The organism is Sulfuricurvum sp. (assembly GCF_028681615.1).
GTDB lineage: Bacteria > Campylobacterota > Campylobacteria > Campylobacterales > Sulfurimonadaceae > Sulfuricurvum.
This window is the reverse complement of sequence record NZ_JAQUHV010000023.1, coordinates 1-25450: the sequence shown is the minus strand read 5'-3', so window position 1 is coordinate 25450 and position 25450 is coordinate 1. Positions and strand designations below refer to the sequence as shown.

General features: G+C 45.7%; 26 protein-coding genes and 4 tRNA genes. 17 read left to right on the top strand and 13 right to left on the bottom strand.

Annotation, left to right across the window (positions count from 1 at the left end):
• Positions 1-148: 148 nt before the first annotated feature.
• Positions 149-517 carry a hypothetical protein gene (locus PHE37_RS13285; RefSeq protein ID WP_299994765.1) on the top strand — a complete coding sequence of 123 codons (369 nt, stop codon included), beginning with the start codon at positions 149-151 and terminating at the stop codon, positions 515-517.
• On the opposite strand, the gene PHE37_RS13280 is transcribed toward PHE37_RS13285, so the two are convergent.
• A complete protein-coding gene (locus PHE37_RS13280; RefSeq protein WP_299994767.1) occupies positions 471-1802 on the bottom strand; it encodes a diguanylate cyclase in 1332 nt (443 codons plus the stop codon). The genes PHE37_RS13285 and PHE37_RS13280 overlap by 47 nt on opposite strands.
• Before the next feature lie 225 nt (positions 1803-2027).
• Here PHE37_RS13280 and PHE37_RS13275 point away from each other — a divergent pair, with 225 nt between their 5' ends.
• Both PHE37_RS13275 and PHE37_RS13270 read left to right on the top strand, forming a co-directional pair.
• Positions 2028-3365: a diguanylate cyclase gene (locus PHE37_RS13275; RefSeq protein WP_299994769.1), complete on the top strand. Its 1338-nt coding sequence runs from the start codon at positions 2028-2030 to the stop codon at positions 3363-3365.
• Entirely contained in the window at positions 3362-6286 is a 2925-nt protein-coding gene (locus PHE37_RS13270; protein WP_299994771.1) for an EAL domain-containing protein, read from the top strand. The genes PHE37_RS13275 and PHE37_RS13270 overlap by 4 nt, the downstream gene beginning before the upstream one ends.
• Here PHE37_RS13270 and PHE37_RS13265 read toward each other — a convergent pair whose 3' ends face one another.
• The 4 genes from PHE37_RS13265 to PHE37_RS13250 form a co-directional block, all read right to left on the bottom strand.
• On the bottom strand, positions 6287-6574 hold the full coding sequence (locus PHE37_RS13265) for a c-type cytochrome (protein WP_299994773.1): 288 nt from the start codon (positions 6572-6574) through the stop codon (positions 6287-6289). It lies immediately after the preceding gene.
• Between the two features lie 40 nt (positions 6575-6614).
• On the bottom strand, positions 6615-7391 hold the full coding sequence (locus PHE37_RS13260; protein WP_299994775.1) for an RMD1 family protein: 777 nt from the start codon (positions 7389-7391) through the stop codon (positions 6615-6617).
• A gap of 86 nt (positions 7392-7477) precedes the next feature.
• Positions 7478-8359 carry a hypothetical protein gene (locus tag PHE37_RS13255; protein ID WP_299994777.1) on the bottom strand — a complete coding sequence of 294 codons (882 nt, stop codon included), beginning with the start codon at positions 8357-8359 and terminating at the stop codon, positions 7478-7480.
• Positions 8356-8964 (bottom strand): hypothetical protein, encoded by a 609-nt coding sequence (locus PHE37_RS13250; RefSeq protein WP_299994779.1) that lies wholly within the window; start codon positions 8962-8964, stop codon positions 8356-8358. The genes PHE37_RS13255 and PHE37_RS13250 overlap by 4 nt, the downstream gene beginning before the upstream one ends.
• Before the next feature lie 194 nt (positions 8965-9158).
• Here PHE37_RS13250 and PHE37_RS13245 point away from each other — a divergent pair, with 194 nt between their 5' ends.
• The 8 genes from PHE37_RS13245 to PHE37_RS13210 all read left to right on the top strand — a co-directional run bounded on the left by PHE37_RS13245 (position 9159) and on the right by PHE37_RS13210 (position 15905).
• The gene (locus tag PHE37_RS13245; protein ID WP_299994781.1) at positions 9159-10283 is read left to right on the top strand and encodes a hypothetical protein; all 1125 of its coding nucleotides are present in this window, start codon (positions 9159-9161) and stop codon (positions 10281-10283) included.
• 82 nt (positions 10284-10365) lie between these two features.
• Positions 10366-10827 (top strand): hypothetical protein, encoded by a 462-nt coding sequence (locus tag PHE37_RS13240; protein ID WP_299994782.1) that lies wholly within the window; start codon positions 10366-10368, stop codon positions 10825-10827.
• Positions 10824-11903, top strand: a complete 1080-nt coding sequence (locus tag PHE37_RS13235; RefSeq protein ID WP_299994784.1) for an FtsX-like permease family protein — start codon at positions 10824-10826, stop codon at positions 11901-11903. Before PHE37_RS13240 ends, PHE37_RS13235 begins: the two co-directional genes overlap by 4 nt.
• On the top strand, positions 11900-12541 hold the full coding sequence (locus PHE37_RS13230) for an ABC transporter ATP-binding protein (protein WP_299994786.1): 642 nt from the start codon (positions 11900-11902) through the stop codon (positions 12539-12541). Before PHE37_RS13235 ends, PHE37_RS13230 begins: the two co-directional genes overlap by 4 nt.
• Positions 12516-14060 carry a hypothetical protein gene (locus PHE37_RS13225; RefSeq protein ID WP_300008745.1) on the top strand — a complete coding sequence of 515 codons (1545 nt, stop codon included), beginning with the start codon at positions 12516-12518 and terminating at the stop codon, positions 14058-14060. The genes PHE37_RS13230 and PHE37_RS13225 overlap by 26 nt, the downstream gene beginning before the upstream one ends.
• A complete protein-coding gene (locus PHE37_RS13220) occupies positions 14057-15010 on the top strand; it encodes a hypothetical protein (protein ID WP_299997454.1) in 954 nt (317 codons plus the stop codon). Before PHE37_RS13225 ends, PHE37_RS13220 begins: the two co-directional genes overlap by 4 nt.
• On the top strand, positions 15007-15534 hold the full coding sequence (locus PHE37_RS13215; RefSeq protein WP_299997451.1) for a YceI family protein: 528 nt from the start codon (positions 15007-15009) through the stop codon (positions 15532-15534). Before PHE37_RS13220 ends, PHE37_RS13215 begins: the two co-directional genes overlap by 4 nt.
• 8 nt (positions 15535-15542) lie before the next feature.
• Positions 15543-15905: a sulfite exporter TauE/SafE family protein gene (locus tag PHE37_RS13210; RefSeq protein ID WP_299997448.1), complete on the top strand. Its 363-nt coding sequence runs from the start codon at positions 15543-15545 to the stop codon at positions 15903-15905.
• On the opposite strand, the gene PHE37_RS13205 is transcribed toward PHE37_RS13210, so the two are convergent.
• Both PHE37_RS13205 and PHE37_RS13200 read right to left on the bottom strand, forming a co-directional pair.
• Positions 15906-16808 (bottom strand): MBL fold metallo-hydrolase, encoded by a 903-nt coding sequence (locus PHE37_RS13205; protein ID WP_299997445.1) that lies wholly within the window; start codon positions 16806-16808, stop codon positions 15906-15908.
• A 5-nt stretch (positions 16809-16813) separates the two neighbouring features.
• Entirely contained in the window at positions 16814-17044 is a 231-nt protein-coding gene (locus tag PHE37_RS13200; protein ID WP_299997442.1) for a CDGSH iron-sulfur domain-containing protein, read from the bottom strand.
• Between the two features lie 150 nt (positions 17045-17194).
• Between PHE37_RS13200 and cowN the strand changes: the two genes are divergently transcribed.
• Both cowN and PHE37_RS13190 read left to right on the top strand, forming a co-directional pair.
• Complete coding sequence (gene cowN / locus PHE37_RS13195; protein WP_299997439.1) at positions 17195-17497, top strand: N(2)-fixation sustaining protein CowN; 303 nt, start codon at positions 17195-17197, stop codon at positions 17495-17497.
• A gap of 62 nt (positions 17498-17559) precedes the next feature.
• Positions 17560-18435 (top strand): AEC family transporter, encoded by an 876-nt coding sequence (locus PHE37_RS13190; protein ID WP_299997436.1) that lies wholly within the window; start codon positions 17560-17562, stop codon positions 18433-18435.
• A gap of 37 nt (positions 18436-18472) precedes the next feature.
• On the opposite strand, the gene PHE37_RS13185 is transcribed toward PHE37_RS13190, so the two are convergent.
• Complete coding sequence (locus tag PHE37_RS13185; RefSeq protein WP_299997435.1) at positions 18473-19444, bottom strand: HD domain-containing phosphohydrolase; 972 nt, start codon at positions 19442-19444, stop codon at positions 18473-18475.
• Positions 19445-19608: 164 nt separating this feature from the next.
• Here PHE37_RS13185 and PHE37_RS13180 point away from each other — a divergent pair, with 164 nt between their 5' ends.
• Positions 19609-20604 (top strand): alpha/beta hydrolase, encoded by a 996-nt coding sequence (locus tag PHE37_RS13180; RefSeq protein ID WP_299997432.1) that lies wholly within the window; start codon positions 19609-19611, stop codon positions 20602-20604.
• A gap of 47 nt (positions 20605-20651) precedes the next feature.
• Here PHE37_RS13180 and PHE37_RS13175 read toward each other — a convergent pair.
• The 4 genes from PHE37_RS13175 to PHE37_RS13160 form a co-directional block, all read right to left on the bottom strand.
• A tRNA-Ser gene (locus PHE37_RS13175) sits at positions 20652-20739 on the bottom strand.
• Positions 20740-20769: 30 nt separating this feature from the next.
• Positions 20770-20843: transfer RNA gene (locus PHE37_RS13170), tRNA-Cys, on the bottom strand.
• A gap of 7 nt (positions 20844-20850) precedes the next feature.
• Positions 20851-20937: transfer RNA gene (locus PHE37_RS13165), tRNA-Leu, on the bottom strand.
• A gap of 60 nt (positions 20938-20997) precedes the next feature.
• Positions 20998-21072: transfer RNA gene (locus PHE37_RS13160), tRNA-Gly, on the bottom strand.
• Between the two features lie 155 nt (positions 21073-21227).
• Here PHE37_RS13160 and ilvD point away from each other — a divergent pair.
• From ilvD to PHE37_RS13145, 3 genes are all read left to right on the top strand, one after another.
• Entirely contained in the window at positions 21228-22916 is a 1689-nt protein-coding gene (gene ilvD / locus PHE37_RS13155) for a dihydroxy-acid dehydratase (protein ID WP_299994740.1), read from the top strand.
• Between the two features lie 123 nt (positions 22917-23039).
• Complete coding sequence (locus tag PHE37_RS13150; RefSeq protein ID WP_299994738.1) at positions 23040-23792, top strand: UDP-2,3-diacylglucosamine diphosphatase; 753 nt, start codon at positions 23040-23042, stop codon at positions 23790-23792.
• Complete coding sequence (locus PHE37_RS13145) at positions 23770-24294, top strand: hypothetical protein (protein WP_299994736.1); 525 nt, start codon at positions 23770-23772, stop codon at positions 24292-24294. Before PHE37_RS13150 ends, PHE37_RS13145 begins: the two co-directional genes overlap by 23 nt.
• 48 nt (positions 24295-24342) lie before the next feature.
• Here PHE37_RS13145 and PHE37_RS13140 read toward each other — a convergent pair.
• Positions 24343-25450 (bottom strand): polysaccharide biosynthesis protein (locus tag PHE37_RS13140; protein ID WP_300008743.1); only part of this gene is annotated, 1108 nt, incomplete at its 5' end.

Here is a 25450-nt window from a genome sequence, read left to right as displayed (position 1 = left end):
GCGGTTAAAACAGTAAAAGATCGCATGAATACTCCTATAGAAACAGTATTTTATCGAATAATAAACAAATCACTATACGTTTATATCTTCACGATTTATTCACACAACTATGTCATGATAACGGTATCAATACACATAGGAGTCTTTTATGAAACCTGTACGTTCTATTAGTGCTATTTTAAGTGCGGTTATGATTTTATCTGTTTCTGCATATGCCGATCGCGATGATGACCGAAGAGGACGGTATGTGCCGGTCTACCATAACAAAATGCCGTATTATGCTCATGATAATCGTCGGGATTACCATCATGACGGAGGAAACTGGGTAATTCCTCTCGTCATCGGCGGGATGTTGGGATATGTCCTTTCTGAACCGAATCGGGAAAATGTGACGTATGTTCAGAGTGTTTCAGCCCCGGCGCCTATCATTTATGCTCCGCAGCCGGTATATGAGGAGCGATGGGTCTATTTTAGTGACTGTGATTGTCAACGGAAAGTATTGGTTCCCGTTCGCTGAGTTTTCTCTCTTTTTTCTCTTCATACATGGCCATATCCGCCGCCTTGATAAGCTCGTCAGCATCTGGGGCATGATCGGGATAGAGTGCCATACCGATGCTTGCGCGGGCTTTGAGTGTTATCGTTGCATTTAAAAAAATCGGTTCGCTGATTGCTGCATGGATAGTATCCCGAACCGTTTGCAGGTGGTCTTGACTTTTTACATCCTCGATCAAGACAATGAATTCATCCCCTCCGTAGCGGCATACCGTATCACTGTTGCGCAGACAGGAAATGAGATTTTTAGAGACATTTTGCAATAGCTGGTCTCCGGCTTCATGACCGTAATGGTCGTTGACCAATTTGAAATCATTCATATCGATAAAGAAGAGAGCGAGTTTTTGACGTGTCCGTTGGGATCGTGCGATCGCATGACGGAGCCGATCATTCATGGCTGAACGGTTTACGGCACCGGTGAGAGGGTCATGCTGAACGCGATGGTTCAGTACGTCCAGATGAGAAGAAATTTTTGTGATATCATGGAGATTGGCGACATAACTGACAAGACGGTTGCGATGGTAAATTGCAGTTATGGTGACACTGAGGATTTTTTCTTCGGCATCGGAAAGTTTGCTGATCGTCCCTCGCCATGTATGATCAGAATCAAATGCAGACAGGACTGTATTAAACGCCAACCGTTCTTTGAAGAGGTATTTACCGATATGGGTTCCGTAGAGTTGATGCTGATCGTTAAGTGCCAGAGCAAAAAAACTTCGGTTGGCAAATTCGATGAGCCCTTTTTCATCGGTGTAAAAAATAGCGTCCCCTGCACTTTCTAATGCCGTTGAGCGTTTATTGAGCTCATCAAGGGTTTTTTGAGAAACCGTAATATCTTGTGCCATACATAAGATATCCCCTCTTCCCCCCTCTAGCCGACGATTGCGCCATTCACAAAAAATTTCGCTGCCATGTTTAGTGATGTTGTAGTTTTTGGAATAGCTGATCCCCTCTGAAGCAGCTTTTTGGAGTATGCCGGTGACGTGAGCTTTGTCAAAATTCGGTACGATCAGATCTATAATGTTTTCTCCGACTCCTTCACTGCTCTCCCAACCAAAAATAGCTTCAGCGGTTTGGTTCCATTCGATAATACGGTAATCCTGATTTATAACGATCAGTGCCACCGGAGAATCATTAAAAAACTGCTGATATTGTTTATGGCTTTGTACAAGACGACGATTGAGAATAAGAGAATGGATAACCCATAGGGCTAACACGATAACGAGAGAAGGGATCGCTAAAAATTCCATTAAATTCGTAGAGTGAAATAGAGACCGGGGTACGGCAAGCGGACAATGCAATCGATAAATAGGACAAAGAACATGCGGGAACTCATGGGAACAGGCGATATCCTTATTTGATTTTATGCATTGTATTACGTTGTTTATTATTTTGACATTAAGTGGCAGGGTGTTTTTTTCTCACTTTTGAGATACCTAGCGGTATAATAAAGAGATGAAAGAGGAGGTGAGATTATGTTTTTCCCTACACTTGGGCTTATTGCGTCAACAAACGTTATAACGGTAACAGTTCATGAGAGCATACAAGACGCCCTGAACAAAATGCACGAACATAATCATCGAAGTATCATCGTGTCGAATAATTCGATTTATTACATTATTTCGACAAAAGACATTATCCGCTTAAAACGTGACGGGGTCCCTTTCTCTGCCCAACTCTCCCAAGTTCCGTTACGGGCACTTCCTGTCATTGAGAAAGAAAGCAATATTATCAGTGCGCTTAATCTTACGAATGACGAAGATGAATATATCTGTGTGTGTAACAAAGATGGAAGTCTCTATGGCTTGGTAACCAATAGCGATATCGTCGCCAGCGTTGATCCGCAGGTTATTTTGGATTCACTCCAGATTTCGACGATATTTGATAAAAAATACGGGTTTAAAAGTTTTCCTCCGGAGACTTCGATGGAAGAAGTATTGGATTATATGAAAGACTCTATCAGCGATTGTGTGATTATCCAGGAGGGGAAAAACGCGGTCGGGATTCTTACCTCTAAAGATGTTTTGAAATTTATCGGGGATGAAGGGCACGAAGGGACGCTAGTATCGGAAGTGATGTCGTCGCCGGTCGAGACGCTGAGTGATAAGGCATCGATCAACGAAGGGCTGGAATATCTCCGAAAACGTCCGTTTAAGCGTATTGTTGTTACGAATGATGAGCATCATGTCGTTGGGATTGTGACACAGCAGGATTTGATATCCCGTACCTATCTAAAATGGTCACAGCTGATGCAGGATCATTTCAAACAGTTTGAAGAAATTACCCAGATTCTTCAACAGCGTAATCAGCATCTATCCGAACTGGCAACCAAAGATTCTTTGACGGATATTCATAACCGTCATATGTTTTCCGAATTGTTTGTGAAAGAACTCTCGATGCTAAAGCGTCATGCGACGAAACTTGCGCTGGTTATGATTGATCTGGACCATTTCAAACGGATCAATGACACGTACGGTCATAACATCGGAGATTTCGTACTGAAGCATTTTGCCTGTTTGGTCTCATCATCCGTGCGTGAAGCCGATATGTTCGCACGATGGGGGGGAGAAGAGTTCGTTTTGCTGCTGCGAAATGCCGGGTGCGATGAGGCATACGGAGTCGGTGAAAAAATACGTTCGCTCATAGAAGCTCAGGAATTCGATGGAGCCGGACGGGTGACATGCAGCATCGGAATAACCGAAGTGCGTGCCGAAGATACGATTCAAAGTGCGATTGAACGTGCCGACAGTGCCATGTATGCGGCGAAAGATGCCGGGCGTAATCGTACGATAGCGTGTGAGGCGTCAGTATGAAGCTTATTACCTTAAAATCGATCGTGTCTGATACGTCATTTACGCTGAATTCAAGTCAACCTATAGCGAAGGCACTCGAGGTGATGGCGGAGCATGCTATCAGCTCCATTGTCATTATTGATGGTCAAAACCGTCCCAAAGGGATTTTTACCGAACACGATGCTCTTCGTGTCGTAGCGGAGATCATGGATACGGAGCGTTCTTTGGCAGAGGTGATGACACCGGATCCTTTTTGTGTTGCCGAGAACGTTTTTCTGCATGATGCGTATGCCATGATGGCGGAGAAAGAGTACCGCCATCTTGTTGTTGTTAACTTGGAGGGAGAATTCATCGGTATCGTCAGTGAGGGGGATTTTCTTCGTCACATCGGATTTGAAAAACTGAATAAATTTAAACTGGTCTCTGAAGCGATGAGTGAAACTCCGCTGATCGTTCGTCTTGATACATCACTGGTACACGCTGCGGGATCGATGAAAGAGCGAAAATGCGACTATGCGGTTGTCTTGGATGGCAGTCATCCGGTAGGACTCATAACTGAGCGTGACATTGCCCATTGGTGTGCCCATGAAAAAGAGGCAAGTACCGTAACGGTTGAGAATCTGCTGCATCGTGATTTTAAAATTATTCAAAAAAACATTCCTTTGCAAGAAGCGGCGGCATTGATGGAGGACCACGGAATCCATCAACTGATTGTAGAAGACGAAGAAGGGAGTCTGGTCGGACTCCTGAACCGTCATGATGTGCTGCATGCGGTTCACGGTGCCTATTTTGAATTTTTGATTCGGGTAATCGATCAAAAGAATGCGGCTATTGCCAAAATAGGAGAGCGAAAGAAAGAGATCTTCCATCAAAAAGAGGTTGTCGAAAAAAATGCCTTGAAGTTTCAAAAGCTTTTTGAAGCCCTTCCTGACGGAGTACTGCTTTTGGATGCGGTCAGTATGAAGGCGGTGGAATTTAACCGTGCGGCACATGAACAGCTCGGGTACAGTTCCGAAGAGTTTGCGGAGCTTAATATTCATGATTACAATGCAGTCGAGTCTCTTATTGAAACCCGTAGACGTATTGAAGCGATTACGCAGTACGGACATGATTCTTTTGAAACCGTCCATCGTACTAAATCAGGTCGATTGCTTGATGTATTAGTCAATGTGGTTGCTATAGAGCTTGAAAAACACTCACACATGATTGCGGTATATCGCGATATTTCAGAGCAAAAAAAATCAGAGCGAAATTTACGGGAACACCGTGAGGAACTCGCGAGACAGACCCATTTTCTCAAAACCCTCTTTGACAGTATTCCAGACCCTATTTGGATCAAAGATTATGAGGGAAAATATCTGGCGTGTAATACGACGTTTGAACGACTTGCGGGAGGAAAAGAGGAAGAGATAATCGGGAAAAGCGATTTTGAGATCGTTGATGCCGAATTAGCGCAGTTTTTTCGAGATCATGATTTAAAAGCGATGAATTCCGAAAAAGCTACTATATACGAAGAGTTTTTGACATTTCTGGACGGAAGTTATGCCGGGTATTTTGAAACAACCAAAACGGCGATGAGAGATACCGAGGGGAAGGTAATCGGCGTGTTGGGGATCGCGCGGGATATTACCGAGCGAAAGCACCATGAAGAGCGGTTGGAAACATTGGCAAATTACGATCCGCTTACCGGTTTGGCGAATCGCGGATTGCTTCTTTCGCATTTACAAAATTCGATCTTGCAGGCTAAACGGGAGAGTGTGCAGATCGGATTGTTGATGTTTGATTTGGACCGATTTAAAGACATCAATGACAGTTACGGACATAATGCAGGGGATGAATTGCTGCAGCAAGTGGCGTCCCGTTTCGGAGCACGTCTGCGTGAGGGTGATTTGATCAGTCGTTTGGGAGGTGATGAGTTTGCGGTTGTTATCGAACATCTCACCCATCCTGAAGACGCCGGACGTTTGGCCAAAGAGATGCTCAGTGTATTGGGGGAAGTCTATAAGCTTTCCAGCGGAGCATCGATCCATATCGGCGGAAGTGTCGGGATTGTACTTTTTCCCGATCATGGAGAGAGTGCTCAGGAGTTATTGCAACATGCGGATGCGGCATTGTATAAAGCTAAAGAGGAAGGGAGAGGCATCTACCGTTATTATACGGATGATTTGACCGATAACGCACGCAAACGGATTGAATGTGAGATTAGTCTGCGCCATGCGATTACCAACAATGAGTTTGAAGTGTACTATCAGCCGCAAGTCCATATTGCTACCGGGCGGATAGTCGGAGCTGAGGCTTTGGTGCGTTGGAATCATCCTACACGGGGTATCGTAAGCCCTTTAGAGTTTATTCCGATTGCCGAAGAGACGGGATTGATCGGCGAAATCGGTGAATGGGTGCTGAATGAGACCTGCCGACAAGGGAAAATCTGGTTTGATCAAGGGCATAGACTGACATTGGCGGTGAACCTTTCCGCCCATCAGGTGCGCCATCAAAACATTCCGAAGATGGTTGAGAGGGCACTCAAAAAAAGCGGCTATCCTGCAGATCGGCTGGAATTGGAACTCACGGAGAGTGCTTTGATGCAGCGGGAGGAGGAGACGGTAGCAATGCTTCATAGTCTCCGCGCCCATGGGATTCGTCTGGCGATCGATGATTTCGGGACAGGGTACTCTTCGCTTTCCTATCTGAAACGTTTCCCGATCGATGTGTTAAAAATCGATAAAAGCTTCGTCGACGATATCCCGTTTGAAAACGACGATATGGCGATTGTAACGGCGATTATCGCGATGGCTCAGGCGTTAGGCTTTCAGGTGCTGGCAGAGGGGACGGAGCGGATAGAACAGATCGAATTTTTAAAAGAGAAAGGGTGTACGATGTATCAAGGGTATTTCAAAAGCCCGCCGGTTCCGGCGGCAGAGTTTGAAAAACTTTTATCCTGATTATTTTAATCCGTCGACATACTCGGCGACTGCTTTTAGCTCTTCATCGCTGAGTGAGGCAACGTTGCCTTGCATAATCTCTTTTTGAGCGCCGCCGTAGGTACCGTTTTTATAACCGGTGAGCTTAGCCAACGCACCGGTTCCCCCTGCAATCGCTTTGCCCGCTATAGAGGTGTCTTTCCCGTCCATTCCGTGACATTCACCGCATTTGGCACCGTAGATTTTGGTATTATTGGCCGCCATTATTGTCGATACGCCAAGTATTAAGAGCGCAATTGTTTTTGTCATGTTACATCCTTCGGAGTCGTATTGGTTTATTGTAACACATTTATTTTACCATCTGCATAATTCCCATCACGATCTCGACAAGGATCAAAATGATGATGATCCACTCTAAAAATTCGCTTTTTTTATGATTGATCAAATCCATAACAAGCATCACGTCTTCTTTGATTTGAGAGAGTTTAGAGAGGGCGGTTTCGTGACGGTCATAGAGCTCTAGGATAAATGCCAGACGGTTGTAAAGGGCTTCGGCTTCCGCATCATCCCAGAGAATATTGGGTTTGTCCAGCAACAACAAATTACTGACCATGTCATGGCGGGTAAGAGCTAGCCGTTTGGCAAACTGCATCAGGTGAGTGCGGCGGGTAATCGAAAACGTGTGGATCGATTCGACGATTCGGCGACTTTGGAGAAAGAGGGTATTCAGACGTTTTTCATAATGTTCCAATCCGACGCTTTGGGAGATTGCCAGAGCAATGATATTGAGATTGTGGGTGGAAGCCGATTTAAGTATGATAGCTTCGTTGGTTACCTCAAAAGCTGATATGAGTGTCGGATCGATACGGATAGGATAGTCTTGGGTGATGAGTGTATTTTCATCATCGGATCCGAGGGTAATTCCGAGAGAGGAGAGGGCATGAAGAATCTCTTTTTTTTCTTCGGCGATGAGCGTAAGCACGCCAAAGGGTGCCAATACGGCATGAAGTGATTTATTAAATCCGTAATAGCCGTTTTCAACCCCTCGTACGAGGGTGATATCGAGTGAATATTCTATAGTCGATTTAGTGACGGGTTTATCAAGATACAGAGATAAGAGGTTCACGTTTCTCCTTTTAACCGAAATCGTTTCCTATAGTTTATCACTCCTTGATTACAAAAAAGTTTTCCTCGATATAAAGGTCTGTTTGGCTACATCTGTTCGTACAAATCGAACAGATCGATTCCATCCGGAAGGCGAGGCTTGCCGTCTCGGAAAGAGCGGGTATGGGCGATAAGGCGTTTGAAATGTTTACGTAGATGGTAAGCGTCTGGGACGTTTGGACGGAACCAATCCCCTTTGGCGCTGAAGAGCCAGTCGATGACCGATTTGACATCCAGGAGGGTATAGCCCCCCGTTTCGATAAGAAGACGAATCTGTTTGGCCCAGCTCATCACATCAAACGGTTCTTCGAACTGAGGATCGATGGATGCGAGGTGGCGGATGAAATATTGGGCCATTTCGAACTCTTCGGTGGTTGGTTTGGCTTCGATAAGCGCTTGCTCTGTTGCAAGTACCGGAGTGTTGGATGCAATCTCTTTGCGAACCCAGCGCTCAAACTCGGCACACCAGTCAAATGAACGGTTGTTTTTAGAGCGTTGATAAAGGTTGAAATCGTCAAATAATTCCCGTCGTAGCCCTTCGCGGTCGCACAGCTCCAGCGCAAAAACATGCAGCTCTTCATACGCTTCGTTGGAGAGGTTGAGGAAATAATTGCTGTCGCTGTATTCTGTGGCGGTAAGTGCAACGGCTGCAGGAGAAAGGACGCTAACCGGTGCAAAGGCATAGTAAATCATTACGCCCTGAGCGGTTTTTCGGCGAACGGTTTTAAGAATATTTTTTTTGACGAGAGAGTCCAGCGCTTCTATTACCTCCCGCGGACTGTGGCGAAGAGCCTGTGCCAACGTGGAGGCGTCGATGTCTCCCGGTTTATCGCCCCATTGCTGCGTATGGCGTGCGATGAGTGGAAGGAGGGCGCGTTCCATAAGACTGAGGTCTTCGCGGTCGATCAGAGAAACGGGCAGGGTAATCATGTGCGCTTGACCCCGCGGAGCAGTTTCGCTTTAAGCGGTACGGCAAGCGTAGAGTTTTTGTCTCGTTCCCGACGGAGGATTTCATTACGGTACTCGTGCATGACCCGTGCTTCGAAGAGGCTTCGATCGAGTGAAACATAGTCGTAAATCCACCGTTTTGTGAGCAGTTTCACAACATTGATATCGGTTTCATCGAGCAAAGGGGTCTCTTCACCTACACGTTTGATGGAGGTAAAGCGGATTTGTTCGAACCTCTCCAGCGCACTTTTATTCGGATCTCGAACCAGACTGACCTCACGGTGAATGTCATACATCAGCCGATAGAGTTTTTCACTTCGTTCCTGCGCTTCAATCTCGATGGGGGTGAGGGCTTGTGTTTCAAACTCTTCGGCAATAAGCGCTATTTTCTCAAAACCGTTTTTGTAGGGCATATAGCGTTCAGAGAGGCGACGGAAAAACTCGCGGTATTGTGCTGGATGGATGGAACGCACCAGATCGGCGATATGCGCACGGAGGTTAATGTCCTCTTCGATCTTAAAATACTCCATCAGCGAAGTGACGAATTGAGCCCGGATTTGATCTTCAGTCGGTCGGTTTTGTTGCATGTTTTATTGTATCAAAAAATGGCTTTAAGAAGTGCGGTTCACTGCACGTGGGTCTTGTGTCGAGCAAAACACAGCGTTAGCGTCGTATAAGGAACTTTGCTCTTTGTACGTGAGAGATAAAAATGGGTAAAAATAAGGTAAAATAATGACGGGTATTTTACAAAGTACCCTAATTTTGTACAAAAAAGAGTTTTATGCTCACGATTAATGAAACGGTGATCCCGGAGGGTGATGCCGAACTCGGTGATAACCTCCTCTATTACGACTATAATATTGACCATCTTCTGTCCCTGGAAGCGAAGGGGCTTACGATGGAAGATGAGGGGTATATCAGTGCGTTCCGCTCATTTGAGGGGGAAGTGTATGAAAACTATATCTATGAAAAGCTTCTTCGATTTGCGACTAATGAGCCGAAAATTAAAAGTTTTATCATCAAAGGCCCCCACAAACATCGTACCCGTGCCCAGAGCGATGCTCTCTCGGTAAGCTGGAAAGGGCAGATTATCTATCGTGCAAGGCACAAAGAGATCGGAGAGTTCGACGGATTGCTTTTTACCGATAAAGAGCTCTATTTCGTTGAGATGACACTGGTAAAATCGGTGAGCAATCTCAAAAAAAGGCTCCGCAAAAAACGGGCACTGCTTGAAGTCCTTTTCCCGCGATACACCGTGAAGGCGCTATTAGTGCTTAACGAAGGGGCTACCGGAACGTCCGATCTGCCTCCGTATGCGTCCGTATGGCTCACTAAACCTTACAGCGCCCGTCATATTTTGGACCGTTTGAGTACTAAATCCCCGCGTGCTCCGATGATCCGCGTTCAAAGTGCAAAAATTGCCCATGCGGAAGAGCTGAAAATCGCCTCTTTCAAATATTACAGCACTCTTTCGTGGATGCTCCGCTCGCTTCGTGCCAAATCCCCGATCGATATGGATTTTTTTAATCGCGGAGCTACCCAGCGTTACCATGATATTTATACAAAAGTGTATGTAGGATATCTCAGTGTTGAAGATTTCAAAACTCTTGCACCTGAGGCAAAATTTGAGGGAAGTAATGCGACGCGTGTCGTTGTCGCGATCGAAAAAGACCATGTCGGTGGTTATTTTCTTACCTATTTTGTCCGCCACAGCTCAAAAAAACTGGACAATATCACCCTGACGGGTTCAACGGTTCGGACGGAGAAAAAAGACCCGTTCGGGATAACCCTCACCGAAATGAATCATCTGGATAAAGTGATGGATGAGAGTTTTTTATTGACCCTGCCGGAACTACGCATCCTCGAAGATAAAATAAAAAATCAAAGCTTCATAAAAAATTCATAATTAACCGCTACCCTTCACAAATAATTAGCCTATTTACACTTGGTAGGCTACACTTTTACGAACTATCGTAAAAAGGGCTCGCGTGAAAAAAATTATTGTTTTAATGGTGTTAATCGCCGTAAGTCTATGGGGTGCACCGTATAAGGTGGGGCAAACGGTTCCGCCAATGGAGTTAAAAGACCAGTTCGGTAAAAAGCATACTCTGAAAGTGATGCCGCATACGCTTATCATGGCGTTTGAAAAAGGGACGGGTACGACGGTAAATGACTATCTCTCTTCACAAGACAAAGGCTATCTGGATGCTCACAATGCTGCGTTCGTTGCCGACATCAGCGGGATGCCCAGTTTTATCACTAAAGCGTTTGCTATTCCTAAAATGCAAAAATACCCTCATATCGTTTTGTTGATCGATGATGAAGAGTTCGGATTAAAATTCCCCGGAAAAGAAGAAAAAATTACCATAATGAAATTCAAAGGCAATCTGGTCGATTCGATCGATTATGTGAGCACGGCGGATGAACTTAAAAAGGCAATTGAACAGTGATCACTCCACTCAAAGCCCTCCGCAAAAACCGTTTTAAAACAGCGCTCATCTTTATCAGTATGAGTGTTTCGATTTCCGCTATTTTTCTGATCAGCGCGATTTCGGGCGGAGTGGTGAGTATGTACAGTGCGATGCTCAAAACGGACGGAGATATCATCGTCACCCAAAAAGGGATTGCGGATACGTTTTTCAGTGATATCAACCGCTCTTTGTCCGTACCGATTGCAAAGGTGGACGGGGTTAAAGAGGTTTCGGCATTGATTTTAGGTGCCGCTCCGGTCGATCCTCTGCCGATCGTAGGAATTTACGGGGTGAGCGAAGGACGATTTAAAAGTTATCACCTGACACGGGGAAATTATCCTCATCGCGGAGAAGTCTTGTTGGGGTCTAAAATAGATACAACCCTCAAACACCCCTCACAAATTGTTCTGTCCAAAAAAACGTTTCATGTCAGCGGTGTATTTAAAAGCAAGATCGGATTTGAGGACGGCGGTGTTGTGATGGGACTAGACGACGGAGGTGAATTGTTTCACAAAAGTGCATCCATTTTCCTGGTCAGTTTGAACGATTTGAGCAAGAGTGATGCCGTTCTCAAGCAGATTGGGTTGCTCGGAGCTGATTTGGAAGCCAAAACTACCGACAGTTTTATCGATTCGTACAATCAGTTCAAAATCATCAAAACCAGTTCGGATGTGATCGGTGCGATGGCGTTTTTGATGGGGATTTTGGGGATCGTCAGTATGATGAGCATGGTGGTAAATGACCGTAAAGGGGAATTTGGCATTATGCGCTCTATCGGGCTCTCTCCGAGCGTTATTATTTTCAAACTTCTCAGTGAAACCCTGATAATCGCTTTGCTCGCTTTTGCCGTCGCATGGGGGGTAAGTGAGGGTGTGCTGGAACTGATCAAACATGCCGATAAATTCCAAGGATATATTAACGGTGAAATCACAGCCGTTCTTCTGGTGAAAGTATTTGTGGTCTCGGTGGTTATGGCGTTGATCGGGACGCTGATGCCGGCAATCTATGCCTCCCGCATTGATCCGATGAGCCTGATCCAAAAGGGGGGAGCATGAAAATTGTCGCATCCGGATTGGAACATTATTACTCCCATGAACACGTTTTGCGCGGGATTGATCTGAGTATCGAACCGGGGAGTTTTACGGCGATCATCGGAGAAAGCGGCAGCGGAAAGACCACATTGCTCTCCATCCTCTCAACGCTGCTCCGACCCTCGAAGGGGCATGTGACGTACGATGCCAAAGCGCTTTCACAATGGGGAAGTATCGATGCGTTCCGACGCCGTCATATCGGGTTTGTGTTTCAGTTTCATTATCTGATTTCGTATTTGACGTTGCGAGAAAATATTGCACTTGCCGCGATGAGCGAATTTCAAGGGCAGATTGATCCGCTTATGGAGCGTTTAGGAATTGAGCCCCTGAAGGGGCGGTACAGCGATGAGGTTTCCGGAGGGGAGCGCCAGCGTGCCGCGATCGCACGATCGCTGATTAACCGTCCCTCTGTTGTTTTTGCGGATGAGCCGACAGGAAATCTGGATACGAAAAACGCATTGGGTGTTTATGAACTCTTTCGGGAATTTTCACGCGAAAATACGACGTTTATCGTCGCTTCCCATGACAAAAAAATAGCGGATTTTGCCGACACAATCATCGAAATGGAGGATGGAGTTGTTAAAAACATTTTTAAACGATGAGCTTCCTCTTGCTCTCGTCTGGCTCATCTTAGGATTGATCGCAGGGCTTATCTATTCCCTGGAGATGTTGGGTTTGGACGGCACACAGACGCTGTTTTCGCCTGAGCGTGCCAGGTCCCTTCATATCTCTTTGATGTTGTACGGTTTTTTCCCTCTGCTTCTATCGCTTTTGCCGTTTGCATTATTTGAAAAAGAGGGGGTATTGTCTGCGGGTGCGATAGAGAATCTTCGCCGATATTTCGTTGTGTGGAACCTCTTTTTACTCTTTATGAGTATGGCCCTGCTCTTTGGAAACATACGGGGATTGCCGTTTTACGATTTTCCCTATCAGCTTAATTTTCTCCTTGCATTCAGCGGCTTGTTTTACCTTTTTGCACTCGTCGATGCCCTGCGCCGTTACGAGAAACGTCCGCTTTGGGTGAATGTATCGCTGGTGACGGTCGTTGTAGCACCGATTGCGTTGATCGTTTTGATGAATCCCCAATACGGACAAGTGGAAAAAACCCTGATAGGGCCTCACGGAGATAATACGCTGGGGATGAGTTTTGCACTGCTTCCGCTTTATTATTTGCTCATTAAACTGGAAGCAAAAGACGGGTTTCTCCCTCGATGGCCATGGCTCTGGATCGTTCCGATGGGGGGATATGTCCTCTCTTTGGTCATTCGCAATTTTATGCATCCTCTTACCTACAATGAAGAGTGGTTTTTTCAATACTTGACGTTACTGTATCTTCCGCTCCTTTGGAAATGGTGGCAAGATAGTGAGTTGAAATTCAGCCGCAACCCATACTTGTTCTTCTCGATACTGGCATTTGTTTTTGTGGACCTAGAGGGGAATCTTTTGTTTATCCCGCAGATTCGGGAATTGATTCATCGTAACGATCTGGTCGTAGGGCATGCCCATATCGCGATGGGAATAGCGGTTGCCTTTATGGCTCTGAGCATTGTGTATCGCTATCTCCCGGGATTGTTTACCCGTGTATTCGCTACGCTGTGGACAACGCTTGTGATGGGGATGGCACTTGCTCTGAGCATCGCCGGTATGGTGGAAGCGGGATGGATTCACGCTGATGTTCAAATATTTTTGGGTGCTCGCTCATTTTTCGGATTTATCTTGATCTTGGCGGCGGCGCAAATTCTTTGGCTCCGTATAAAGACTCGCTATGTCAGCTTGATCGAAATGTATAACTGGCTCGGTTTTTTAAGCGATGCGGGGGGTGGATTGATACTTCTGATCGCGGGGGGATGGATTTTTCCTTTGCTGGGATGGCACTTTAGCGGAACGTATGAATACGTTGTTTTTGCCTTTATGATCGGAACGGGGATGGTGCACTGGGCAGGGTTGCAGGGGGATGCCGAGCGTTTTGCCTCTCTTAGCGCTACGATCCGTGCCGTGGTCGCGTCGGTATTTGCCGCATTATACATGGCAGGAACCTTGGATTTGATCGCATTATTGGTTGCTCTGTATGATGGAGCCTTTGCCTTGATCTACTGGCTTTCTTTACGGGGTAAGGCGTGAATTTCCTTGTTATTGTTTTAGCGTCTCAGCTGCTTTATTACCTTCTTATTGCACAGACGGGGGTAGTCGGGGCCTTTGATTCGCATATTCATGATCTCTATACCCTCCCAATCGGAGGACTTATCGGAAGTCTGATGAGTGCGTATTGGCGTCATTTCAATATTCGGACAGAACTCTATTTCCTGTTCGGAATTCAGATTATCATTTCATGGTTCTATCCGGATTATTCACTGGGGATGCTTTTGGTCTTGGGATTTGTCGTAGGGTATACGACTCCGCTGATGCTCTATATTTTTCGCTCGCAAAGTACATTTCAGCTTGCCTTGGGATTGGCGATTTCGTATGCTATCGGGACGGCATTGTATACGTATCCGTTTGGTGAACGGGGAAATATTGCGATTATACTTCCTCTGGTTTCCGTAGCCGCTCTTCGTTTTTCACACGTGAATCATATTTTTGATCGTGAAAAAAGTTCGTTTCATTGGGGAGTGCTGGCAGTCATGATGCTTTGGATTTTTGCCGATTCGGCACTGTTTGAAACACTGAGCCGTTCGGGTGGAATGGACATTTGGCGAATGTACCCTTGGATTATTATACCTGCCCATCTCTTCGGGGTATTTTTGGCCTATCGATACGGAGGAGAGCTTTTGGGACAAACCCGAATTATCTGGAGTTTGTTTATACTCAGCTATATTTTGTATTGGATTAAAGAGCCGCTTTTACTATCGGTTGTCTATCCGATAGTGATTTCATATTATAATGTTTTGCTATTTCAGGCGCTCATACGGCTGGCAAATATACGGCTCATAGCACTCTCTATGGTGGGAGTCGGCTGGATCGCGTCATCGATTGCCAACGGAGTTGCTATAGAGCATCGCTTGTGGATAGCAGCATCAGTTTTAGGAATTTTCGGAATTATCTATCCAATTTATTACAGGAGAATATCATGATAAAAATGAGTGTGTTGGCTGTTTTGGCCTGTGGAATGGTGTATGCGGGACCTTTGAGTTTCGAATCGGGTACGATTAAAGCGCATACGGAAGTATTCGGCGACAGTACGATTGATCCTATGGCAAAAAAAGCGACATCCCATTTAAGTATGGATGCAAATCCTTCGACATTAAAAGGTTCTATTGAGGTTTCGATGAACGACCTTTTTAGCGACAATAAAAAACGTGACGAACACATGCAAGAATCACTGGAATCTTCCGTATTTCCAAAAGCGGTATTTGATGTGAAAGAGGTCGTGGCAAAAGGGGGAAGTAACTATACCCTAAAAGGGACTATGAGCCTTCACGGTGTCACTAAACCGATGAGTTTTGACGGAAGCATTTCCGAAGAAGGGGATAAAGTTCATATTAAAGCCGCAAGCGGATTAAAAATGACCGAATTCGGGATCAAACCGATCAAGCTGATGTTCCTGACCGTACGGGATCAGGTTGATTTGAATGTTGACGTGGCTTTAAAACGGTAACTTTTCCAATGTCTTGGGCGATCTTTGTCGCGATAGGTTTATCTTCAGGAATATTGGCTGGGATTTTCGGGATCGGCGGCGGAGTTCTGATCGTACCGGCGCTTATGTACATCGCGGGGTTTTCCCAAAAACTGGCGATCGGTACGAGTCTTGCCGTATTATTGCCTCCGATCGGTCTCGCTGCGGTTTTGGAATATTACCGGAACGGAAACGTAGATTTTAAAGCGGCATTGGTTATTGCATCGATGGCACTCATCGGAGGCTGGATCGGTGCCCGGATTGATAATCAAATCGACGCGCATACACTAAAAATAATGTTCGGAGTCTTTTTGATCTTTATGGGCGGCTATATGATTTTTGAGGCTAAGTAATTAGTCTGAACGTATTGTGTTGAAACGGTAAATTTCTCCTGCACGGAGTATTCGCGGATGAAATGAAAAGGTATGTGCTCTAGTCAGCTTCTCGAACCACTCAAGCGGCTCACTCAACGGTTCATCCGAGAGGATAAAAGTTCCGTAATGGATCGGAATAAGCGTTTTAGCTCCTAAATCGTGTGCTGCTTGGAACGCTTCAGGCGGATTGGTGTGCATTTGTTTCATGATCACTTCGGGTCGGTAGGCTCCGATCGGTAAAAATGCTTCATCTATCTCAAATTTCTCTGCAATCTCTTTGAAATGTTCTCCGTAGGCGGTGTCTCCCGAATGGTAGATGGTATGTTCTGCGTTTTGGATGACGTACCCTCCCCACAACGCTTTGTTCATATCAATATGGATGCGATTGCTCCAATGCAGACTGGGGGCGAGCGTGATAAAAAGCCCCTCGATCATCACCGACTCCCATAATTCCAATTCAAAACATTTTTCCCGTGCAATATGCCCTTTCAAATAGCGCCAAAATCCTGACGGCGCGACAATGATGCACTCCGGATTTTGTTTGAGCAGTGCAAATACGGAGGGCTTGTCAAAATGGTCATAATGGGCATGGGTCAGGAGAATGACATCGGCGTTCAGCGCCTCTTTCGCGATTGGCAGTGGACTTTGGCGACGGAAGAGAGGGATATTCCCCAAGACCGGATCGATCGCAATGGTTGTATCAGCTAGTTTGATCCATACACTTGCATGTCCAAGCCAAAGCGCATATTCCCCTTCCGGTAATCTCTCTTGCGGGATAACAGGCATTGCGGCAGAGGGAGTACATTTTTTAGAAAATGATTTTGAAAATTGCCATTTCAATATCGTTTTGAGAGAAATTTTCGGTGACGTGTATCGCTGCATCGGGACTACTGTTGATGTGACCCGTCACAATAGGGCTTCCGACCCGATCGTCCGCATCGGCAGAGCCATTTATCGGTTTCGACCTCGGAGGAAAACTTTATCGGTGTCTTATCGGTCCCTTCATGACTTCCGTCACAAAAGGGGAAGGTCGATGAGAGACCGCACGTACAATACCAATACTCTTTATTGGCATCCAACGACGCTTTAAAGGGATCATTGATGAACTTGGTTTCCATGATATACCTCCGCTTTAGAATAGTAAAGTATCATAGCACGATTTCGGTATTGCCGTAAATATAAGCAAGAAAAAAATATTTAGGCTCAGTGGGGCCTAGAAAAACAGAAGCGTTCGCTATACAATATAGCAAACGATAAAAGGTTAAAAAGTGAACAGCCAAAACACTGAACAAGCAGATAGATATCTCTCCTTTATGAATATTGATTGTTACAAGCACGCATCCGACGTGATAGAGTGTATTTTGGAAGTGACCAAAGACGAACGGTATAACAACCGTTTTTGGGAAGCATTCAAAGCCAAGATCCCCCAATGCTATTATGAGAACAAGTCCGATGAAAAGGTACTGTACCATATTTGCTCATCGGTCTTTTATATCGAAGAGCTGTTTGAACAGAGCGGACATACCGTAGGGCTTGAGCTGATGACGACGTGCGAATATCAGTGTTGTTGATTTCTTTATAGAATCTCAAGGGGGAAGCCACTACTATTCGCGTATTAAAACGGGAGTAGCGTATGGAGCAATTTGCCTTTATCATAGTATTATTGATGATCGGCGTGTTGCTCCAAAAGAGCGATGCTCCCTCAGATTTTGCCAAAAGCCTCAATTTCTTTGTGATCTACGTATCGCTTCCCGCTACGGTATTGATTCAAGTTCCTAAAATCCATCTCGATCTCTCAGCGCTGGGGGTGATTTTAACTCCGTGGCTATTGCTACCGATTACTGCCGCAATCGTTTTTGCCATGACGCGTAACTATCCTTCCCATGTTCGTGCCGCATTGCTGCTCGTTATGCCGCTGGGGAATACCTCATTTGTCGGGATCCCGATTGTTCACACCTTGCTGGGTGAAGAGGCGATCCCGTATGTTTTGATGTACGATCAATTCGGGACGTTCCTCATGCTTTCGCTCTATGGTGCCGCGGTGATCGCCCGCTATGAGACGGGAACGTTTCATAAACGGCTGATTCTCAAAAAACTTCTCCTGTTCCCGCCGTTTATTTTTCTTGTGTTCGCGCTCATTTTTGGAGAGATGCCTCACGGTTCCCAACAGTATTTACAGCTTCTTTCATCGACATTGGTTCCATTGGCGTTGGTATCCGTCGGATATTCGATGAAATTCGGCGGAGAAGTCGATTATGGGCTGTTTACCAAAGCATTGGTTTTAAAGCTGATGATTATGCCTTTGATCGCATTCGGGATTTTATACACGCTCGGCACCGATCCGCTTGCACTCAAAACTGCTGTACTTGAATCCGGAATGCCTTCCATGATTACTGCCGGTGCCCTTGCGATCGCAGCTGGATTTGCACCGGAGCTGAGTGCGGCACTGGTCGGATATGGGATAATCGTTTCGCTGGTGACTCTGCCGCTGATTAGTTATTTGATGTAAAGAATGCGGATATAATCTGTAGGAAAGTGGTCAGGACTTATGCGCGCCCCATCATTTTGATCAAGGCATCGATCAGCTCCAGATTAAGCTGCGTTTTCATCTGAACTTTCATCGTTTTTAATGAGACGAAAAAACTGGCGGCATTTTTATAGGAACGATTTGAGGTGAGGGCATCAAAGATATCGGCGACGGTAACGATTTGTGTGCCAAAAGAGATGTCGTTTTTACCCAATCCTTTGGTATAGCCGCTTCCGTCGAGTTTTTCGTGGTGCATCAGGACGATTTCGAGAATGTTAGGATTCGTTTCTCCGTTTTCGAGAAGAATGCTATGGCTATGCTCAGGATGATCTTTGATGGTTTCGAATTCTTCGAGGGTGAGTTTGGCCGGTTTGTTGATAATACAGTTGTCAATACGGCATTTCCCTACGTCGTGCAAAATAGCTCCGGATGCGATATTGTGAAGTTCTTGTTCGTTTAAACCGTATTCATGTCCGATTCCGATCGCGTAGAGGGCGACATTGACACAATGTGAATAGGTTTTGTAATCATGTGTACTGAGTTGCAAAAGTGAAGCGACCGTAACTTCAGATGAGATGATCCGTTTGATGGTTTCATGCATCAGCTCTTTAACCCGCATGATTTTGGATGCGGAAATATCGCTTTCAAACATATCCTGCATGACATGGATCGCCGAAGAATAGATTATTGCCGATTTTTCCGATTTGCTCATTCCTGGCGTATTGAGGACGGTACAAAGGTTGTCGATCATATAATTGTCAAATACGTGTGAATCACCTGAGGCAATATAGAAATGATCGACATCGTTTTGGATCAGTCTCTCTTTGGTATCGGTTTGCAGCATCCCTTCGGCACGGACGTATTTGATCAGCTTTTCGCCGTTATCTATGTATAGGGTAAAGCCTAGCGGCTTATCAAGAAGAATGGTTTCAATGGTAAATGCTTTGTACCCCGGGTAGGATTTAAAAGCTTGTACGGAAGATTGTATCACTGTTTATCTACTGCTTCAAAAGGAGGTTAAAAATCAGCAGAATAGTAGCACACCGTACACATGTTTTATCCTTTTCACTGTCCATTATTTTTTCTGTGAAAGTGTTAGATAATTATTAGAGAGCTTGGAGTAAACTTGTCCGATCATTTTCGAAGGGGACTCGTATGCGCCATTTACTGGTTTTAGTGTTTCTCGCCGTCGCTTCGCTGCATGCATTGGAATATTATGGAAAGAACCTTGAGGGGTACATTTACCCTTTTGAGGTCAAACGGTACAATCTGAATATTCAGAATCAGACGCTGAGTATGGCCTATATGGATGTTGTTCCGGAGCATCCGAACGGTCATGCGGTGGTACTGTTGCATGGGAAAAATTTTACCGGTGCTTATTGGGAGCGGACGGCAAAAGTACTTGCATCAGAGGGGTATCGTGTAATCATCCCTGATCAGATCGGATTTGGGAAATCGTCCAAGCCGGAGCACCTTCAATACTCGTTTCAGATGTTTGCCTACAATACCGCCGCGTTGATGGATCATCTCAAAATTACCAAAAGCCATATCATCGGACACTCAATGGGGGGAATGCTGGCAGTACGCTATGCCCTAATGTTCCCGGAGCGGGTGGAAAAACTCATTTTGGAAAACCCGATCGGGCTGGAAGACTGGCAGCGCTTTATCCCGAACCCTTCACTGGATTACTGGTATGGACAAGAGCTGAATAAAAATGCTCAGGCAATTTATCGCTATGAACTCGAAAGCTATTACGACAATCACTGGAAAGCAGAGTATCAGCCGTGGGTCGATATTTTGGCGAGTTTTACCCTCGGAGCGGATTATCCGAATGTTGCATGGAATCAGGCCCTTATCAGCGAAATGATCGTTACCCAGCCGGTGTGTTATCAATTCGATCAATTGAAAATGCCGGTTTTACTGATTATCGGGCAGCGTGATCGGACGGCACTGGGGAAACCTCTGGCGAGCGAAAACGTTCGAAAAGAGATGGGAAATTACCCTGTTTTGGGGAGGAATACCGCAAAGATGATCCCGAATGCTACTTTGGTTGAATTGCCTGGAATCGGGCACCTGCCGCATATCGAAGCGTTTGAGCCTTATATCAAAGCGGTTAATGTGTTTTTGTCAGATGGGAAATCGTCGGAGTGATTTAAGAATATATGTAAAGATAGTGAAAATAGGGAGTTTTTATGTGATGGCGGGCCACCAAGGATTTGAACCTTGGGAGGTGTTACCCTCGCCGGTTTTCAAGACCGGTGCAATCGACCACTCTGCCAGTGACCCGTAGTAAAGTTGAAACTATTTTTTTCTTGCTGGAGGCGGCACCCGGATTCGAACCGGGGATCAGAGCTTTGCAGGCTCATGCCTTACCGCTTGGCTATGCCGCCACCATGGTGGTGCCCGGAGCCGGACTTGAACCGGCACAGTGTTACCACCGAGGGATTTTAAGTCCCTTGCGTCTACCGATTTCGCCATCCGGGCATCTGTAGAAAAAAATATCTCAGTTCAAACATCAAAATAACAATGTTTCAACTGAGATTCTGGAGCGGGAAACGAGGTTCGAACTCGCGACCCCAACCTTGGCAAGGTTGTGCTCTACCACTGAGCTATTCCCGCATTGTTTTTGTGGACTGGAAGTATAGCAAAAAAAATATGGCGTGTAAAGAGTTTAGTCCATTTTTTTCTAATTATTTTGGATGTATATGTTTTTTAGAAGTTCCTCTAAGGTATAATCATCATAACTGAAACCATTATAGTACAAAAGGATTCTTATGCGCAGCGATACGATCAAACGTGGATTTGATAAAACACCTCACCGCAGTTTGCTCCGTGCAACCGGACTGAAAGACGAAGATTTTAATAAACCGTTTATCGGCGTGGCCAACTCTCATATCGATATTATTCCGGGTCACTTTTTTCTCCAAGAGTACGGCAGAATTGTCAAAGAAGCGATCCGGGAAGCGGGCGGAGTTCCGTTTGAGTTTAATACGATCGGTGTTGATGACGGGATCGCTATGGGGCATGACGGGATGCTTTATTCTCTGCCTAGCCGTGAATTGATCGCGGACAGCATCGAGACAGTGATGAATGCCCATAAACTTGACGGGCTTATTTGTATCCCGAACTGTGACAAGATCGTTCCGGGGATGCTGATGGGGGCATTGCGTGTTAACGTTCCGACGATTTTCGTCTCAGGCGGACCGATGAAGGCGGGACATAAAAAAGACGGAACGCCGATCGATTTGGCGACAGCATTTGAAGCGGTCGGGAAACATGCCGACGGTAAAATGTCCGATGAAGAGCTCTATGAGATCGAGTGTGAAGCCTGTCCTTCGGGTGGATCGTGTTCCGGGATGTTTACGGCTAACTCGATGAATACCCTTTGCGAAGCGATGGGTGTCGCTTTGCCGGGTAACGGTACGGTTCTTGCCATGACTCCTGAGCGTATCGAGATGGTGAAAACAGCGGCACGCCGCATCGTCGAGATGGTTAAAGACGAAAATTCAGCCAAATGGAATATGCGCAATATTTTGAACGATAAGGCGATCCATAATGCATTCGTTGTCGATATGGCGATGGGGGGAAGCTCTAATACCGTATTGCATATGCTGAGTATCGCAAAAGAGGCAGAGGTCGATTTTGATATTACAAAAATCAATGAAATCTCTGAAAAAGTAGCCCATATCGCGAAAATCTCACCGTCACTTTCGACGGTGCATATGGATGACATCAACCGTGCCGGCGGTGTTAACGCGGTTATGAAAGAGGTCAGCCGCCGTGGCGGTGTTTTGGAACTTGATGCTATGACCATTACGGGCGAGACATTGGGAGAACGGATCAAAGATGCGGTGATTAAAGATCCGAACATCATCCATACGAATGAAAATGCCTACTCTCCGGTCGGCGGTCTTTCAATCTTGTTCGGAAATCTTGCGGAAGAGGGTGCCGTTGTAAAAACAGCGGGTATTACTCCGAATATGCGTCAGTTTAAAGGGAAAGCGGTTTGTTTCAATTCTCAAAATGAAGCCATCGCAGGGATCATGGGGCATAAAGTCAAAGCAGGCGATGTTGTCGTTATCCGTTACGAAGGGCCGAAAGGGGGACCGGGAATGCAGGAGATGCTTGCCCCTACGTCACTTATTATGGGTATGGGATTGGGCGAGAGCGTTGCTCTTATCACCGATGGGCGATTCAGCGGCGCAACGCGCGGGGCATCAATCGGCCACGTCAGCCCTGAAGCGGCTGAGGGCGGGATGATCGGTCTCATCGAGGACGGAGACGAGATCGAGCTCGATGTCGATAGCCATCTTTTGCAGCTCAATGTAAGCTATGAAGTGCTTGAACAACGTCGCTTGCATTTCAAACCGGTCAAAAAAGAGATTTCGTCCAAATGGCTTAAACGCTATAGCCTTCTCGTTTCAAATGCTTCTAACGGTGCCGCTTTAAAAACTGAGCTTTAATTTCCGTCATTCCCGCGAAGGCGGGAATCCAGCTTTTTTCGGGATGGATCCCCGGGTCAAGCCCGAGGATGACAGAATATTTCTGTCACCAAATTGTAATCCTTCGGGGTTACACTTTTCCACATGGATCAATCATTACACTATCGAAGCGTTTTTATCTCCGACCTCCATTTGGGAACCCGCGACGCTCAATCGGATCGTCTCCTAGACTTTATCCGTGATGTTGAGTGTGAAAGTCTCTACCTCGTCGGTGACATTATCGACGGGTGGGAACTCCGCCGCAATTGGCGTTGGAGCCAAGCACAATCCGACGTCCTCCAAAAAATCCTCCGAAAAGCCCGAAAAGGGACTAAAGTCTATTATATTATCGGCAATCACGATGAATTTTTGCGACCGTTTTTACCGATGGTAATGGGGGATAATATTACCATCGCACATGAAAAAGTCCATTACGGCGTGAATGGAAAACGCTATTTGGTTGTTCACGGCGATATGTTCGATGCCGTGACCATGACGAAAAAGTGGGTTGCCCATCTCGGGGATCGCTGTTATCTTTTTATGCTCCGTCTGAATCGCCCGATCAATACGGTACGCCGATGGTTTGGACGATACCATTACTGGTCGCTCTCCAAAATGGCCAAACAAAGTGTCAAGCAGGCAGTCAGCTTTATAACCGATTATGAAGATGTTTTATCGGCTCACGCGGACGAAAAGGGATATGACGGTGTCATATGCGGACATATCCACCATGCAGAGATGCGGGTTATAAACGATATCGAATATCTCAACTGCGGAGATTGGGTTGAATCGTGTACGGCGATCGTCGAGCATAACGACGGGAGGTTTGAGATCTATGAACACCACAAAAACGGTTAGTATTATCTTTTATAAAGGACCGGGGACTTTGGGAGAAAAGCTGATTCGTCTCTGGACGTCCAGCCCCTATGCACACTGTGAATTCGGACGGAGTGACGGTTTGTATCACTCGAATGACCGGTTTCGCTTTATTTCCCGTACCCACACGCTTGAGATTGACCCGTTGGATTGGGAAATATGCGAAATCGAATTGCCGAGTGAAATTATTGATAGAGTAGAGCGGCGGCAATTACGTAAAAACGGGACAAAATACGATTGGATCGGCATTGTTTTTTCACAGATTTTTCGACTGGGATATCACGATAAAAAGCGATGGTTTTGTTCTAAAAGCAATGCCGATGATTTAGCGTATGCATACCGATTAATGCAGCGAAGCAAAAAAGAGCAGTACGATCTTTATGTGAAGCGGTTTAGTATTTTTGGTGAAACGTCACCGCAGGATTTTTCTCCAAAGCAGCTTTATTCTGTGATCCAGAATATTATTCATTCTCATATGTATTGATACTTATAATAGTAGATCGTATTTTTAATGTTTTAATATAAATCTACATCAATCCATCGGAGTATATTCGGGAACGATTTTTTGAAGAAAGGTTTTAGGCTCGGAACTCTCTATGAGAAGATCGATTTGTGATTTAAGCTGATCAATATCATAGTGGGTCGTTCCTGCAATGAGAATGGAATCAAACGCCGTTTTTTGTTCGCTCTCATCGATTAGCAATTCCTCAAAGAGTTTTTCTCCGCTTCGAAGCCCTGTAGTAACAATCTCGATAGGATGGGTTGCATAGAGACGTATCATCGTCTGGGCAAGATCAATAATTTTAACGGGACGTCCCATGTCCAGGATAAAGAGCTCTCCCCCCCTAGCAATCGAAGCAGCCTGTAGAACAAGCTGACACGCTTCGCTGATAAGCATAAAATAGCGCTCGACATCCGGATGCGTTATCGTGATTGGACCGCCGGATTCGATTTGGGATTTGAATTTAGGTATGACACTTCCGCTGGACCCCAAAACGTTTCCGAACCGGACAGCAACGATTTCACTCTTCCCTGGATCGACGTTTTGGGCATAAAGCTCTACGATCCGCTTTGTAGCACCCATCACATTGGTAGGGCGCACCGCTTTATCCGTGGAGATAATGACAATTTTCGGGACATTAAATTTAATGGCGCTGTCTATGACATTTCGGCTGCCGATGATGTTATTCATGATGGCCGCATTGATGTTAGCTTCACACAGCGGTACATGCTTATAGGCTGCAGCATGGATAAGAATATCGGGATTCACGGTTTTAATGATGGTTTCGAGAGTTGAACGTTCGAGAATATTGCACAATCGTAAAGTGGCTGAGGGGAGTTTCTCTCCGATCTGATAGAGATTGTATTCGCTGTGATCGATTAAAATCAGATTTGCGGCTCCGAATCGGTGGCATTGGATCGCAATTTCACTCCCGATACTTCCGCCTGCACCGGTGATCAGGACAGTTTTACCCCGAATAAACTCCCGGATGGTTCCAGTATTGAGATCTTGTGGATGGCGGGCGAGAAGCTCTTCGATCGAGAGTGTTTCGATACGGTTATGGGCATCATCCAATAGGCGTGAGCGCTTGATTTCATGTACCCCTGCATCACTGAGGACTTGATAGGCTTTGCGCAAA